We start from the raw sequence: 13,180 nt of genomic DNA, 5'->3' as shown, positions 1-13,180 counted from the left end.
CTCCGTGCCGTCGCGTGGGTGGTGTGGGCGCTCCTGGGCGGCAGGGAAGCGCTCTTCGAACTTATTTTAGCTTTTCGAGATTGCGGAGCTGCTCGACCGGATCCCAGCCAAAAGGCGGGTAAGCGGGCCTCTCACGCCAAAGCATCCCGCCCTCGATCCACTGCTGGCGCCACTCTTCGTAGGTAAAGCCACGATCATCATCATCGTACCCAAATTCAAAGCCACAGCAGGGACAGATCTCATATGAACCTCCGCCCGACTTGCTGCGGGGCGGATCTAGCAAATCAGGAAAACCGCATACGGGACAGATGTACGGCATTTCAAGGCCTCTGTACGGCATTTCAATGCCTCCTAAAAGATTCGAAGAATTTCCGGGCTGTCGGTCAAAATAGCGTCGGCCCGTCGATGGCTTGAAAAACGCCTTGGTCGCTCCATCCGCGTTATAGGCGCCAAATGTGTTCGTGGCCGGTTCGTAGATTCGAATAACCCCTTCCGAATCGATCTTTGTCGGCAGCCCTTCCGCTCGTGCGCGCCGCAAGAACTCCTGCGCCTTCCTGGCATAGCTTGCCGGGCCCGTTGCCCCGAAGTCCTTATCGTGCCGCACCGAGTGGTGGTACAAGGTTTCGGGACGTGCCCAATGATAATCTTTCGAAAATTCCTTCGCAATTATGTCGGCTCGATATCTTGTGGCGTCGGCGGCGCGCGCCGCCTTTTCGAGGTCTATGTCCGCTCCAAGAGCTACGAGATTGCGGAGCTGCTCGACCGGATCCCAGCCACGAGGCCGCTCCCAATACGCCCAAAAACCCATCCCGTCCTTGATCCACCGCTGGCGCCACTCTTCGTAGGTATAAGCATCATCATGGTACCCAAATTGAAACCGACAGCTGGGACAGATCTCATATGAACCTCCGCCGGATTCGCTGCGGGGCGGATCTAGCAAATCAGGAAAACCGCATACGGGACAGATGTACGGCATTTCAAGGCCCTCCTAAAAGATTCGGAGAATTTCCGCGCTGTCGGTCAAAATAGGCTTGGGCTTTCTTTGGCTCGCCGCCATACGGCTTGTAAAACGTCCTCGTCGTTCCATCCGCGTTATAGGAGCCAAAAGTGTTCGTGGCCGGTTCGTAGATTCGAATCACCCCTTTCGAATCGACCTTGGTGGGCAGCCCTTCCGCTCGTGCGCGCCGCAAGAACTCCTGCGCCATCCTGGCATAGCTTGCCGGGCTCGTTGCCCCAAGGTCCTTTGCCTCCTCGCTGTTTCATGTGGCCAAGGCGGGAATATCCAACCTCAGCTTTCCGGCTTTGAGGAAAGCGGCGATCCGTAAGCACCGAAAGCTTCGGAAGCCTCTGGCCATCCTTTTGGCAAGCTGGATGAGTCCGTTGATCGCCTCGATGAGACCATTGGTCACCCGGCTCTGGAGGAAAGCAAGGACGCCGTCCAGATGGTCTTTGATCGTCTTGGAAAGCTTTCGGAAGGGAGCAAGCCGACTGCGGTCGGCCCACTGGAACCACCAGCGGAGCTCTTGGGGATCCTCTTGGGCGAGGATCTCTTGCAGAGCCTCCCGCAACCCAATGGCTCTTCCCAGTCGGGGGTAGGCGGCGCAAAGGGAAGCGCGCAGACTCTTCTGCCCCTCGCTTCGCGTCCATTCGTTGCCTCGCAGCGCCCAGAGGCTTCCCTTCGGCAGCAGCCCCTGACGCACGAACTCCTTACGCACCTGGTCGACCGCCTCCCCCGCCATCTGCATGAGGTGGAAGCGGTCAAAGACGATCTGCGCCTTGGGGAAGTGCTCCTTGGCTCCGCAAATGTAGGAAGGGCTCATGTCCATGCAGATTAGCTCGATCTGCTCGGGACTCGCTCCATGCTCGCGCATCTCCTTGGCAAATGCCTCCAAGGCCTCCTTCCCTTTGCCTTCCGCCAGGAAGAGGAGCTTCCGGCTCTCCGCGTCGGTAACGGCGGTCACGTAGCGGTGACCCCGCTTGCTGCTGGTCTCGTCGACCAAGATCCGCTTCACCCCGCTCCAATCCTCCTTCCGATAGGCCTTTTCCACGTAATGCTCCAAGATTCTCCACAGCCGGGTGTCCTGCTCCTTGAGCATCTTGGCCACCTGGGAAACCGGCATCTCCTGGGAAAGCATCAGGATGACCGCCTCCATCATCAGGGTAAACCCGCTCCCCGGTCTGGCCCAGGGAACTTCCGCCAACCGCACTCCGTGCTCCGGACAGTCCACCCGAGGAACCCGCGCCACCAGCTCGGTCTTGTACTGCCAGAAGTTCATGTGCCTCCACCGCTTCTCCACCGTGTCGTGCGCAGGAGAAGGACGCCCGCATTCCGGACAGGGGAACCGATGGCCCTCGCGAAAATCGAGCCAGATCTTCAAGGTGTGATCCACCGCAGACAGTTCGCTTCGAGTCACCTTCCATTCCGGACCCAACTGTAAGGCCATCCCAAAAAGCTTGTTCGCATCCATGCCCGAAGAATCGGAAAACGAGGCGAGCTTGGCAATCCGCCGTCAAGGAGGATCGACGAAGTCGAAGTGTCCTTGACGGCAATTCGCCCGGACTCAAAATCCGTCGAAGACGGATGGCAAGAACACCGTTTCTTGCCATCCCTCAATGGCAAATCTGCCCCCTCCTTCCACTCCGCACAGCGAAGAGCCGGTCCTTTCCTCCGTGCCGTCGCGTGGGTGGTGTGGGCGCTCCTGGGCGGCAGGGAAGCGCTCTTCGAACTTATTTTAGCTTTTCGAGATTGCGGAGCTGCTCGACCGGATCCCAGCCAAAAGGCGGGTAAGCGGGCCTCTCACGCCAAAGCATCCCGCCCTCGATCCACTGCTGGCGCCACTCTTCGTAGGTAAAGCCACGATCATCATCATCGTACCCAAATTCAAAGCCACAGCAGGGACAGTTCTCATATGAACCTCCGCCCGACTTGCTGCGGGGCGGATCTAGCAAATCAGGAAAACCGCATACGGGACAGATATACGGCATTTCAAGGCCTCTGTACGGCATTTCAATGCCTCCTAAAACATTCGAAGAATTTCCGGGCTGTCGGTCAAAATAGCGTCGGCCCGTCGATGGCTTGAAAAACGCCTTGGTCGCTCCATCCGCGTTATAGGCGCCAAAAGTGTTCGTGGCCGGTTCGTAGATTCGAATAACCCCTTCCGAATCGATCTTTGTCGGCAGCCCTTCCGCTCGTGCGCGCCGCAAGAACTCCTGCGCCATCCTGGCATAGCTTGCCGGGCCCGTTGCCCCGAAGTCCTTATCGTGCCGCACCGAGTGGTGGTACAAGGTTTCGGGACGTGCCCAATGATACTCTTTCGAAAATTCCTTCGCAATTATGTCGGCTCGATATCTTTTGGCGTCGGCGGCGCGCGCCGCCTTTTCGAGGTCTATGTCCGCTCCAAGAGCTACGAGATTGCGGAGCTGCTCGACCGGATCCCAGCCACGAGGCCGCTTCCAATACGCCCAAAAACCCATCCCGTCCTTGATCCACCGCTGGCGCCACTCTTCGTAGGTATAAGCATCATCATCGTACCCAAATTGAATTCCACAGCTCGGACAGATCTCATATGAACCTCCGCCGGATTCGCTGCGGGGCGGATCTAGCAAATCAGGAAAACCGCATACGGGACAGATGTACGGCATTTCAAGGCCCTCCTAAAAGATTCGGAGAATTTCCGGGCTGTCGGTCAAAATAGGCTTGGGCTTTCTTTGGCTCGCCGCCATACGGCTTGTAAAACGTCCTCGTCGTTCCATCCGCGTTATAGGAGCCAAAAGTGTTCGTGGCCGGATCGTAGATTCGAATCACCCCTTCCGAATCGATCTTTGTCGGCAGCCCTTCGGCTTGCGCGCGTCCCAAGAACTCCTGCGCCTTCCTGGCATAGTCTGCCGAGCTCGTTGCCCCAAGGTCCTTTCCTCCGTGCCGTCGCGTGGGTGGTGTGGGCGCTCCTGGGCGGCAGGGAAGCGCTCTTCGAACTTATTTTAGCTTTTCGAGATTGCGGAGCTGCTCGACCGGATCCCAGCCAAAAGGCGGGTAAGCGGGCCTCTCACGCCAAAGCATCCCGCCCTCGATCCACTGCTGGCGCCACTCTTCGTAGGTAAAGCCACGATCATCATCATCGTACCCAAATTCAAAGCCACAGCAGGGACAGTTCTCATATGAACCTCCGCCCGACTTGCTGCGGGGCGGATCTAGCAAATCAGGAAAACCGCATACGGGACAGATGTACGGCATTTCAAGGCCTCTGTACGGCATTTCAATGCCTCCTAAAAGATTCGAAGAATTTCCGGGCTGTCTGTCAAAATAGCGTCGGCCCGTCGATGGCTTGAAAAACGCCTTGGTCGCTCCATCCGCGTTATAGGCGCCAAAAGTGTTCGTGGCCGGTTCGTAGATTCGAATAACCCCTTCCGAATCGATCTTTGTCGGCAGCCCTTCCGCTCGTGCGCGCCGCAAGAACTCCTGCGCCTTCCTGGCATAGCTTGCCGGGCCCGTTGCCCCGAAGTCCTTATCGTGCCGCACCGAGTGGTGGTACAAGGTTTCGGGACGTGCCCAATGATAATCTTTCGAAAATTCCTTCGCAATTATGTCGGCTCGATATCTTGTGGCGTCGGCGGCGCGCGCCGCCTTTTCGAGGTCTATGTCCGCTCCAAGAGCTACGAGATTGCGGAGCTGCTCGACCGGATCCCAGCCACGAGGCCGCTCCCAATACGCCCAAAAACCCATCCCGTCCTTGATCCACCGCTGGCGCCACTCTTCGTAGGTATAAGCATCATCATGGTACCCAAATTGAAACCGACAGCTGGGACAGATCTCATATGAACCTCCGCCGGACTTGCTGCGGGGCGGATCTAGCAAATCAGGAAAACCGCATACGGGACAGATGTACGGCATTTCAAGGCCCTCCTAAAAGATTCGGAGAATTTCCGGGCTGTCGGTCAAAATAGGCTTGGGCTTTCTTTGGCTCGCCGCCATACGGCTTGAAAAACGTCGCTGTCGTTCCATCCGCGTTATAGACGCCAAAAGTGGCGGTGGCCGGATCGTAGATTCGAATCACCCCTTCCGAATCGATCTTGGTGGGCAGCCCTTCGGCTTGCGCGCGCCGCAAGAACTCCTGCGCCATCCTGGCATAGCTTGCCGGGCCCGTTGCCCCGAAGTCCTTTTCGTGCTCCACCGAGTGGCGGTACAAGGTTTCGGGACGTGCCCAATGATAATCTTTCGAAAATTCAATCGCAAATATGTCGACGTACCCGCGAGGGCAGCCCGCCTTTATGAATGCAAGCTTGGCTTCCTGCGCTAGTTTATCCTCGAGTCCGGCCGCCCTGGCCGCCTTCAACAGCGCAACCGCGTTTTCGAGGTCTCCGGCCTTTTCGAACGCCTGGATCGCTTCGAACGCCTTGACCGCTTTGGCGGCGGCGGCCGCTTCTCCTCCGCCGGGGATGATGGTAGTGGCGACGAAGACCACGGCATGGCCGAGGGCGCGGCCGAGGGCGGCGGCCCCCTCGCGCTGGTAGTCGTCTAGAAAGGATTGCCAAGCCTGGCCGGCGGCGCTCGCGATCCGGCGGGCCGCCTCGTCGGGATGGGTGAGCGCCGTCTTGGCGAACTCGGCCGCCGCGCGGGCTCTGGCGGCCACCGCCTTCCCAACCTGCTGGCGATACCGGGCGTCGGTGGCGACCTCGTAGGCGACCGTGGGGAGCCGGCGGAGGGTGGTTGCCGTGTCCTTGAGCTCATCTCCTGCGCCCTGGGCAAAGCCCCGGGCGAAGCCGGCCGCCTCGCCGAGCGGGCTCGGAGTACCAGTACCCGGGGGGATCGATGGTCCGGAAAGCCCTGGGGCTGCGGAAGGGGCCGATTCGGCCCGCGCCGCCGGTGGAGGGGAAGGGAGCGGTGCCGGCAAAGAGGGCGCGGGATGGGCCCGGCCATCGGGTAGGGCCGCCGGGGCATGGTCGATGGGCCGGTCGATCGGTTTGTCGGCCTGGACGGCGGGCTTGGCTACGAAGGTGATGTCCCACTGCGGGGTTGCGCCGGCGGGAGGAGAGGATGCCTGTAGGCCGAATGGGGGCAGGGGGTGGGATCGCCGATCCGGAGCGCCCAGTCGGGCCGATCGGGGAAGGAGTTGCCCGGCAGCTTGCTTCTTGCGGCGCTCTCCGCAGCCTGGAGTTGGAGCCACTCGCTTGCGGTGGGCCAGCGTGCTCTCGGAAGGCGGGGAGGGTCGGCATCGGCCGGTTGGTCGGACTTCTTCTCCGGAGGAGCTTGGGTGTCGGAAGAGGCGCCACCGGCTGCTTTCGCGGCCGGCTGCACAGCCGAAGGGGAGAGCGGCGGGCATGGGTCGCAAGCGGCGGCCGTGGCGCCCGTGGCGCCGTTTTGCGCCGGCGCATCGGACCCGCTTGCCGCCGGCGCGGAGGAAGCGGCTTGGGGAGCCGGGCTTTCGGCGGGCAAGGCTTCAAGTTGGTAGAGCTGCCCCGGGGCCCGGAAGGACCAAGCGAGCCAATAGGCGGCGACGAGCAGGCGGAGGAAGAGCGGGCAACGGCGGCGGGATGGGGAGGGCCGGGCCATGCCTATTCCCATAGGACAGCGAGGCGGAGCGCGGGGTGGACGAGGTCAACGCCCGGCGGCCGGGGCCTCGACTCGCAAGCGGGGGCGGCTTAGGCTATTCGGCCGCCTGCATCCGCCGGAGCTCCTCGGCGGCCTTCTTGGCCCGGAGGAGCTGTTCCCGGAGCGCCTTCTCGGTGGCTTTCCTCTCGGCTTGGAGGGCGCGCTCCTCCTCCTGAAGCCGCCGGTGGAGCTGCCGCTCCTGTGCCAGCAGCTCTTTCTCCTCCATCTTCTGCCGGGCCAGCTTTTTTTGGTGAGCGCGACAAGCTTCTTGTCCTCGGCGGCCAGGACGGATTGCGGCGTTGCGGGGGCTTTCTTGCGCGGGGGCTTCTCCCCGGAGGCGAGTTGCTCCGGCTTGACGGGCCCCGGATGGGCCGGCGGCTGCCGCCGCGGGGAGGCGGCTTTGGTCAGCGGCCCGTCCGGAGCCGGCGCCGGAGGGGGCGGAGGGACGGAGGCGCCGGTGTTCGCCTTGCGCTGGAGAAAGGTGCTGGGCGGTGGCTGGGTCTGCTCAGGGGGCGGGATCCGGTGGACGACGAAAACGCCGTCGAGGGACTCGAGGGAATAGCCGTTGCTCCGGGCTCCGGCCTTCGCCATCGATAAGGGGTCGAGATCGTAGAAGACCGAATTGACCATCCCCTGGACTTCCGGCGAGGGGATGTAATTGGCTCCGGCACGCTGCGCCATCGCCTGGAGGAAGGCGTTCAGCGGCATGCCGAGAATGTGATAGGCCCTGGAGGCTCCGTCGTCAGGCGGTCTTTCCGAAGGGCTCTCGGCGGAAAAAGGAGCCGGTTTCGCTCCCGGACGGAAATCGAGATCGAACTGCTTAGGCGGCGGAGGTTGCCGGCTCCATGGCTTTGCCTGGGCCGGAAGAGCAAGAAAGCAGAGCAGCGGTGCGCCGACCCGGAGCGAGAGTCGCAGCAGGGTGTTCATCGTTGGGAGGATGTCGGGTCGATGAAGATCTCGTTGACCGCCGATGCCGCTCCCCCGCTCGCACGCGGCCAAGGAACGCGGACCTCCGTATCTTCCTCGTCGCGGAGGACAAGACAGTGGCGGTCGATTTGGGCCACGCGGGCCTTGCACAGCCCGGAGGGCGTCCGAATCACCAGTTGATCGCCCGGATGATAGACCCGCCCTCCGACGATCACTTCCTCTCCCTCCAGATAGCCCCAAATCGGCAGGTAGGCGGCAAGGCTCGCCAAGGAAAGAGGCCGGTCTCCGCTTTGGGCCGAGCCGGTTTCGAAGGCGCCGTCGGCCGGCAACCCGAAAGCATCGACGCCTCCCGGAGGGGGGATGGGGAGGCTTGCCGCCGGTTTCGGAACGGGAGCCGCGGGAAGGTCTTGGACGATCCGCCTCGATCTCTCTCCGGGCAGAACACCGGCCGAAACCGTTTCAGCCGCCGCATGTGTGATCTTCCCCATCGAGCCGCCGCCGCTGCGCCGGTTCGGAAGGAAGAGGAGAAGGAGGAGCAACCCGAGCACGGCCGAGAGGAGAAGGGTCGTCCGAGAAGGCGTCTTTCCTTTGGCCGGCGGTCGAACTTCCTCGGCCTGACGGGGCGGGGTGCTCTCCTGCATTGCTTCCTCCTTAGTGCATCAGGGACGGATTCGAAGTTCGGCCGCTCGCGGATCCAACGGGGGGGGAGGGAAGGTTTCGGGATCGGGAGAAGCGGGGCCGGCGGGATGGATCTCCGGAGGCCGCAGCCGCCGAAAGCTGATTTCGGCGCGCAAGCTGCCCACCCGGGTTTCCGGGGGGCGGCTGAGGAAGATCCGGGATGGCGTCAGGTCGGGGAGCTCGCGATCGGTGAAGAGAAGAAATTCGACGGCCGCCTGCGACCGGCATTCCGCTTCCATCAGGATTCCTTCGGGAGCCGGCATCAGCCCGACCAGCCGGAAGTCATCCCTGTGCCGTTGAAAGCGGCTCACGGCGTCCACCAGCCGGTTCTCGGCCGAGCCCGCGGTCCCTTGCTGCCAGCGGGAAAGCCTCCATCGCGCTTCCTCGATCTCCCGGGCGTGGCGGCTGAGGAATGCCCTCGCCTCCTCGTCTTCTTGGAAGAGGCGCGCACGCCTCTTCCCTTCTTCCGGAATCCAGCAGGCGAGCCCGAGGAGGATCAGGCTGAGCACGAGGCAGGAAGCCAGGGAGAGGAGCGTGCGGGCGCTCATTGCCACTCCTCCCAGCGCAGGGGAGCCGTCAGAGTCGCCCGAATCGGCTCCGGGCTGTACCGGCTTCCCGCATCCAACGCATAGGGGATCTTGAGACCGGTCGGGTTGAGCCGAACTTTCTTCCCCGTGCTCCGTTCGAAGCCCATCGCCACCATCGCGCCGAAGGTCGCCAGCGCTCCCATGCCGTCGGCGTCATAGCTGCGGATCTGGATCCGGACGCGACCCGGTTGCTTCGGCAGCGGGGCCAGGATTTCCGCCTCGTCGACAAGGAGCGTCGGCACCGAGGAGAAGGCGACGGCCGCCATCAGCGGCGCGAGCCGGGTCCGCACCGCCTCCTCCTGCGCAAGAGCGCGGGCCCCCTCGACGAGGGTCGCCGCCTCGCGGGCCAGCCGAACCGCGGCGCCGTCGGCCTGCCACCAGGAAGGGGCGGCAAGAACGGGCACGGCTTTGACGGCCAGGTAGAAAAAGCTGGCGGCAAGGACCGCCCAACCGGCCAAGAGAGTCAAGCGCTCGATCGGAAGGCCGAACAGGTTGGGAGGAGACGGGGCGGCCTTTGCCGCGTCCCGCCCATTGGTCCATGCCGGGATCCCTCCCATCGTCCCGAGGAGAAGAGGGGGCTTTCTCCTGGTCTTGTCGGTCCGATGGGAGGTCCCGGGCGGCATAGGCTCGATCGGGCTTGGGATGCGAGCAGAACGGGAAAACGGGGACTCCGAAGGCGCGGGGCTTCCCGCGGTGGCTCCTTCTCCCTTGGAAAAAAGTTCCGGGGCGTCTGCGGGGCTTGCCGGCGCTTCGTCCGAACAGGGAGGGCTGCCGGACGGAGCTTCCGGAGGGCGAGGGAATTGCCCGGAGGCTCCGGGGCTCCGCGCCGCCGGGACGCTGCCGCCGGGGCGCAGAGGCGCCGGGGTACGGCGTGGCTCCCCACGGTCCTCCCCTTCTCGTTCGGCCAAGCTCCGCTCTGTGTTCATCGCTTCCATGCCTTCCATAGGACATCGCCACCCGCCTGCTATTTCCGCGGGCTACCGCTTCGGAGAGGGCCTCTCCCGCGGAATGCGTGCATTGCTGAGCGTGGCCCAAAAGACTCCGCCGTCCTCGATCACGTCGCCCGTCGCCGGCACGAAGGGCATCCGGGGATCCAAGCGAAGCCCATCGACGACGTAGCGGGGAGGAAGCGATTGGACGTAGACCCGCTCGGCGCGGAGCTCGGTTCCCGCCGGAAGGATGCGCTTGCCGCCCAGCCGCAGCGATTCGCTCAGGACGAAGCCGTAACGGGAAGGCCGGACGCGGACGGGCTGGGAGGAGAGCATCGGGTCGCTGGCTCGGCACGGAACGTCGACCGGACAGGCCGGCGCAAAGGCGACCGGGGAGCCGGTTCCGCATCCGGCCGGAACGAGGGCTGCGGCTGCGAGGCAGAAGAGAGCCAGAGGTCTCTTTTTCATAGGGGAGCGGCAGGATGGATCGGTGGGATGCACCGGTCTACTAGCGGCCATTTCTCACAAGCTTTCTCCTACGGCTTGCAAAACGGGCTCGTCTGCTTCGCTCCCGCTTGGTTTTCCATCCTCGCAGTATGTCTTCATGCAGCTCCGGTGGAAAACCTGCGCCCGCCTCGCACCCAAGCCCATTTGCGGCGCCTCGGCTACGAAATTTGTGAGAAATGGCCGCTAGGACACCGGTCGCGGAAGGAGACGGGCGCCCTATGAAACAGGAAGGATGGCGGCGGTCGAACGGAAGGAAGGAAAGCCGGCCCGGCCCGCGCTCTGGGAACGGGGCATGGCGAGCCTTGCGGAAGCCGTCACGCTCTTGGCCCTCTGCCTTTGGGCCGCAGGACGCTCGGGAGATCTGCTCTTCCTTCTTCTTCATCCCATCTGGTGCGCTACCTGGGAGGCGAAGATCGGCTCCCGGCCCGTTCATCGGCTTCTCGGCTGGCGGCTGGAATCCGCCGGCCGGCTCACGCTCGCCCGATCGCTGGCCCGCGGCGTTCTCCGCCTGCTTTTCCCGTTCCTTCACTTCGGCTGGCGCCGGGTGACCCTCTTCGACGTCTGCACCGGCTGCCGCTGGACCGTCTGCCCTCCCTCCGGAAAATTCTCCCCCCCTCTTTCCCGACCGAAGCCGCAAGGTTACCGGTGAGCCGGAAGCCGCTCAGGGCACCGGCTCCGGCGCCGCCGGATCGGCTTCCGCCGCGCCCGCCTTCTGCCGGACTTCGAGGATCTGCTCGATCCACAGGATCTCCTTCCGCCGGACCTCGCGCGCTTGGATCAACTCCTCCTCGGAGAGGCGATAGAATTCCGATTGGCTTCCGAGGCGGCTCTCCGCCCGCATCCGCGCCAGATCCTTGACGAGCTGGGAACGGGCCCGCTCCAGCTCCTCGAGCCGTCCTTCGATCGCGCGCAGCCCTGCCATCGCCCGGTCCTTTTCCAAGCTTAGGGCAAGCGCCCGTTCCTCGGTTTGCGCGAGCTTTTCCTGGACGGCGACCAACGCCGTTTCGACGGCTTCGGCCTCCGGCGGCCATGGCGCCAGGCTTACCACTCGATCTCTCCCGAGAAGAGCCGCCGCTTCGCCCGGCATCACGTAGAGCTTGGGCGCTAACCGGCGTGCGGCTTGCACCGCATGGCCGGGCAGCCGGACTACCCCTTCGTCCTCGCGAAGCGCCACGAGCGCCCGGGGAGGCGGTGGGTTCTCCTGTGCTCGGGGAGTCGCTTCCTCCGCTCGGGCACGCAATTGGAACGCGGCCAAGCCGAAGCCCGCCAGAAGACAGAGGCCGGCGGCTACGTTTCCGAGCTGATCCAGGGAATAGGCGAGGGGGGAGTGGGGAGCGAAAAGGCTGGCCCGGCCGAGCAAAAAGGTCCCCGCGATCCAGGCGCTCGCAATCCACTTCGCCTTCGGATCTTGACGGAGGAACGCTCCATGAGGCCACCAACCCAGGCAGACCAGCTGCCAGAGGAGAACGGCGAGCCGGCCGGAAGGAGCCGGCGGCGGAGGCACTCCCCGCAGCGCCCAGAGAAGTCCGCTGTACAGAATGAGCAGCAGGCCCGCCTCCATCGCTCTCTTTCCTTGTGGTCTGGTCCTACTTATGGCAAACCCGGTTCGCTTCTCTCGGGCCGGCGTCCGAAAAGGGACGGACGCCGCGGATGCCGACCTCGTGAGACAGGCAGGCAAGAACCTGATTCCGGAGAACGGTCTTACGCATGCGCCAAAAGATTGGACACTACATCGTCGATATCGGCACCGCCCTGCTCGTGGCGATCGCCCTCGACCGCTTCGCCCCCGAACCGATCCATTCCTGGCTCCTCAACGGTTGGAACATGACGGGCGATGCGATGGAGGCGGTGGTCCATTGGGTCGGCCGGTTGTTTCATTCTCGGTAGCCTGCCGGTCTCGCAACGTTTGTGCCCGAGAGGTGGCGGTCCCTCGGTGCGCAGGCGGGATGTCGGAAACCCGAAATCCGGATCGGCGACGTAGCTGCGGTCAGCCTTTCGCGCGCCATGGGCGCTAGCGCCTCGAACACCTCCGCTCCGCGGACCGCGCCGACGGCTTCCGCCGGCCAAACGGGGAAGTAGTAGCGGAGCACCAGGAAGGCGCGCAAAGAGTCGGGACAGTCCTGGAGAATCTCGAGCCACTCCCGGATCAGTTCCTGGGCGTCGAGAAGTGGCGGTGAGGTCTTGCGATCGGGGAGAACCTCGTGCAGGGAGCCCCCTTCCTCTTCGGAATCGATCGCCGCCCCTGGCGCGTCCAAGCTGAGCAGGTGGAGCTCGGGAGAAGGAGAGGCGGCCTCGGGGTCGGAGGTCGAGACCGCTTCCTTTCGTTGCTTGCGCCGGCCATGGCCCGTGAGCGGGACGACGCGCGACCGAAGCGCTCCCGTGGCGATCTCGTTCCGCACCCAGTAGGTCGCGTACTGGGGGAAGGATTTGTTCCGGCCGGGATCAAAGCGCTCCAAGGCCCGGTAGATGCCGATGATGCCGTCGCTTCGGATCGCCTCGCGGATCTCCGGCTTCTGCTCCTCGGAAACAAACCGCTCGACGATCCGCAAGCCGACGACCAGGAGGGGTTCCGCGACTGCGGCGAGATTGGAGCGACACCGGCGCCACTCTTCTGCCGCGCCGGATCGGTCTTCCTCGGCCGCCTCGCGCAGCGTGTTCCACCAGAATATGTTGAGCTTCAACCGGTCCAAAGCGGCGAGCACGGCCTCCAGCGCCGGAGCGTGCTGGCTGCGAAGGCGGGAGATCAATCCGACGACCTCGGCAGCGTTGATCCGGCGCTGCCGGCTCGGCTCGTGCATCGAGAGAAGCCTCTCGACCAAGATCCCGCGAACCGCCGGAACCGCCAAGAGGGCGAGCTTTTCCCGACGCAGGCTCTCTTGATAGCGGGCGATCTCCTCCGCCCAAGGGATCGGGCTTCTCTTCCCGCCGCCGGGTTCCGGCGAGTCCTCTCCGGCCAGCTTCACGCT

The 13,180-nt window shown here is 63.7% G+C and carries 14 protein-coding genes; 2 read left to right on the top strand and 12 right to left on the bottom strand.

The window, feature by feature from the left end:
- Positions 1-61 precede the first annotated feature (61 nt).
- From MTHMO_RS10915 to MTHMO_RS05605, 10 genes are all read right to left on the bottom strand, one after another.
- The gene (locus MTHMO_RS10915) at positions 62-976 is read right to left on the bottom strand and encodes a hypothetical protein (protein WP_237394793.1); all 915 of its coding nucleotides are present in this window, start codon (positions 974-976) and stop codon (positions 62-64) included.
- 283 nt (positions 977-1,259) lie between these two features.
- On the bottom strand, positions 1,260-2,468 hold the full coding sequence (locus tag MTHMO_RS05645; protein WP_202213915.1) for an ISL3 family transposase: 1,209 nt from the start codon (positions 2,466-2,468) through the stop codon (positions 1,260-1,262).
- A 259-nt stretch (positions 2,469-2,727) separates the two neighbouring features.
- Positions 2,728-3,642: a hypothetical protein gene (locus tag MTHMO_RS10910; protein ID WP_237394792.1), complete on the bottom strand. Its 915-nt coding sequence runs from the start codon at positions 3,640-3,642 to the stop codon at positions 2,728-2,730.
- 331 nt (positions 3,643-3,973) lie between these two features.
- Complete coding sequence (locus MTHMO_RS10905) at positions 3,974-4,888, bottom strand: hypothetical protein (protein ID WP_237394791.1); 915 nt, start codon at positions 4,886-4,888, stop codon at positions 3,974-3,976.
- Position 4,889: 1 nt separating this feature from the next.
- On the bottom strand, positions 4,890-6,161 hold the full coding sequence (locus tag MTHMO_RS05630; RefSeq protein WP_202213914.1) for a hypothetical protein: 1,272 nt from the start codon (positions 6,159-6,161) through the stop codon (positions 4,890-4,892).
- Positions 6,162-6,641: 480 nt separating this feature from the next.
- Positions 6,642-6,812: a hypothetical protein gene (locus MTHMO_RS05625; RefSeq protein ID WP_202213913.1), complete on the bottom strand. Its 171-nt coding sequence runs from the start codon at positions 6,810-6,812 to the stop codon at positions 6,642-6,644.
- A gap of 697 nt (positions 6,813-7,509) precedes the next feature.
- Positions 7,510-8,154: a hypothetical protein gene (locus tag MTHMO_RS05620; RefSeq protein ID WP_202213912.1), complete on the bottom strand. Its 645-nt coding sequence runs from the start codon at positions 8,152-8,154 to the stop codon at positions 7,510-7,512.
- Between the two features lie 18 nt (positions 8,155-8,172).
- Entirely contained in the window at positions 8,173-8,739 is a 567-nt protein-coding gene (locus MTHMO_RS05615; protein WP_202213911.1) for a hypothetical protein, read from the bottom strand.
- The gene (locus MTHMO_RS05610) at positions 8,736-9,335 is read right to left on the bottom strand and encodes a hypothetical protein (protein WP_202213910.1); all 600 of its coding nucleotides are present in this window, start codon (positions 9,333-9,335) and stop codon (positions 8,736-8,738) included. Before MTHMO_RS05610 ends, MTHMO_RS05615 begins: the two co-directional genes overlap by 4 nt.
- Before the next feature lie 420 nt (positions 9,336-9,755).
- On the bottom strand, positions 9,756-10,175 hold the full coding sequence (locus MTHMO_RS05605; protein ID WP_202213909.1) for a hypothetical protein: 420 nt from the start codon (positions 10,173-10,175) through the stop codon (positions 9,756-9,758).
- A gap of 271 nt (positions 10,176-10,446) precedes the next feature.
- Between MTHMO_RS05605 and MTHMO_RS05600 the strand changes: the two genes are divergently transcribed.
- A complete protein-coding gene (locus MTHMO_RS05600; RefSeq protein WP_202213908.1) occupies positions 10,447-10,863 on the top strand; it encodes a hypothetical protein in 417 nt (138 codons plus the stop codon).
- A gap of 12 nt (positions 10,864-10,875) precedes the next feature.
- Here MTHMO_RS05600 and MTHMO_RS05595 read toward each other — a convergent pair whose 3' ends face one another.
- Positions 10,876-11,775, bottom strand: a complete 900-nt coding sequence (locus MTHMO_RS05595; protein WP_202213907.1) for a hypothetical protein — start codon at positions 11,773-11,775, stop codon at positions 10,876-10,878.
- Between the two features lie 146 nt (positions 11,776-11,921).
- On the opposite strand from MTHMO_RS05595, the gene MTHMO_RS05590 reads away from it, so the two are divergent.
- The gene (locus MTHMO_RS05590) at positions 11,922-12,101 is read left to right on the top strand and encodes a hypothetical protein (RefSeq protein ID WP_202213906.1); all 180 of its coding nucleotides are present in this window, start codon (positions 11,922-11,924) and stop codon (positions 12,099-12,101) included.
- On the opposite strand, the gene MTHMO_RS05585 is transcribed toward MTHMO_RS05590, so the two are convergent.
- Positions 12,089-13,177, bottom strand: coding sequence for a sigma factor (locus MTHMO_RS05585; RefSeq protein ID WP_202213905.1), 1,089 nt, complete (start codon positions 13,175-13,177; stop codon positions 12,089-12,091). The genes MTHMO_RS05590 and MTHMO_RS05585 overlap by 13 nt on opposite strands.
- Between the last annotated feature and the right edge of the window lie 3 nt (positions 13,178-13,180).

This window comes from Methylacidimicrobium sp. AP8, assembly GCF_903064525.1.
GTDB lineage: Bacteria > Verrucomicrobiota > Verrucomicrobiia > Methylacidiphilales > Methylacidiphilaceae > Methylacidimicrobium.
The sequence above is the reverse complement of the archived record's forward strand: the minus strand, read 5'-3'. Positions and strand labels throughout refer to the sequence as shown.

Bases quoted from the DNA above. Each gene is read 5' to 3' on its own strand.
- MTHMO_RS05610 (WP_202213910.1), bottom strand. From the start codon at position 9,335: ATGGGAGGGATCCCGGCATGGACCAATGGGCGGGACGCGGCAAAGGCC.
- MTHMO_RS05615 (WP_202213911.1), bottom strand. From the start codon at position 8,739: ATGAGCGCCCGCACGCTCCTCTCCCTGGCTTCCTGCCTCGTGCTCAGC.
- MTHMO_RS10910 (WP_237394792.1), bottom strand. From the start codon at position 3,642: ATGCCGTACATCTGTCCCGTATGCGGTTTTCCTGATTTGCTAGATCCG.
- MTHMO_RS10915 (WP_237394793.1), bottom strand. From the start codon at position 976: ATGCCGTACATCTGTCCCGTATGCGGTTTTCCTGATTTGCTAGATCCG.
- MTHMO_RS10905 (WP_237394791.1), bottom strand. From the start codon at position 4,888: ATGCCGTACATCTGTCCCGTATGCGGTTTTCCTGATTTGCTAGATCCG.
- MTHMO_RS05600 (WP_202213908.1), top strand. From the start codon at position 10,447: ATGGCGGCGGTCGAACGGAAGGAAGGAAAGCCGGCCCGGCCCGCGCTC.
- MTHMO_RS05625 (WP_202213913.1), bottom strand. From the start codon at position 6,812: ATGGAGGAGAAAGAGCTGCTGGCACAGGAGCGGCAGCTCCACCGGCGG.
- MTHMO_RS05620 (WP_202213912.1), bottom strand. From the start codon at position 8,154: ATGCAGGAGAGCACCCCGCCCCGTCAGGCCGAGGAAGTTCGACCGCCG.
- MTHMO_RS05595 (WP_202213907.1), bottom strand. From the start codon at position 11,775: ATGGAGGCGGGCCTGCTGCTCATTCTGTACAGCGGACTTCTCTGGGCG.
- MTHMO_RS05645 (WP_202213915.1), bottom strand. From the start codon at position 2,468: ATGGATGCGAACAAGCTTTTTGGGATGGCCTTACAGTTGGGTCCGGAA.
- MTHMO_RS05605 (WP_202213909.1), bottom strand. From the start codon at position 10,175: ATGAAAAAGAGACCTCTGGCTCTCTTCTGCCTCGCAGCCGCAGCCCTC.
- MTHMO_RS05590 (WP_202213906.1), top strand. From the start codon at position 11,922: ATGCGCCAAAAGATTGGACACTACATCGTCGATATCGGCACCGCCCTG.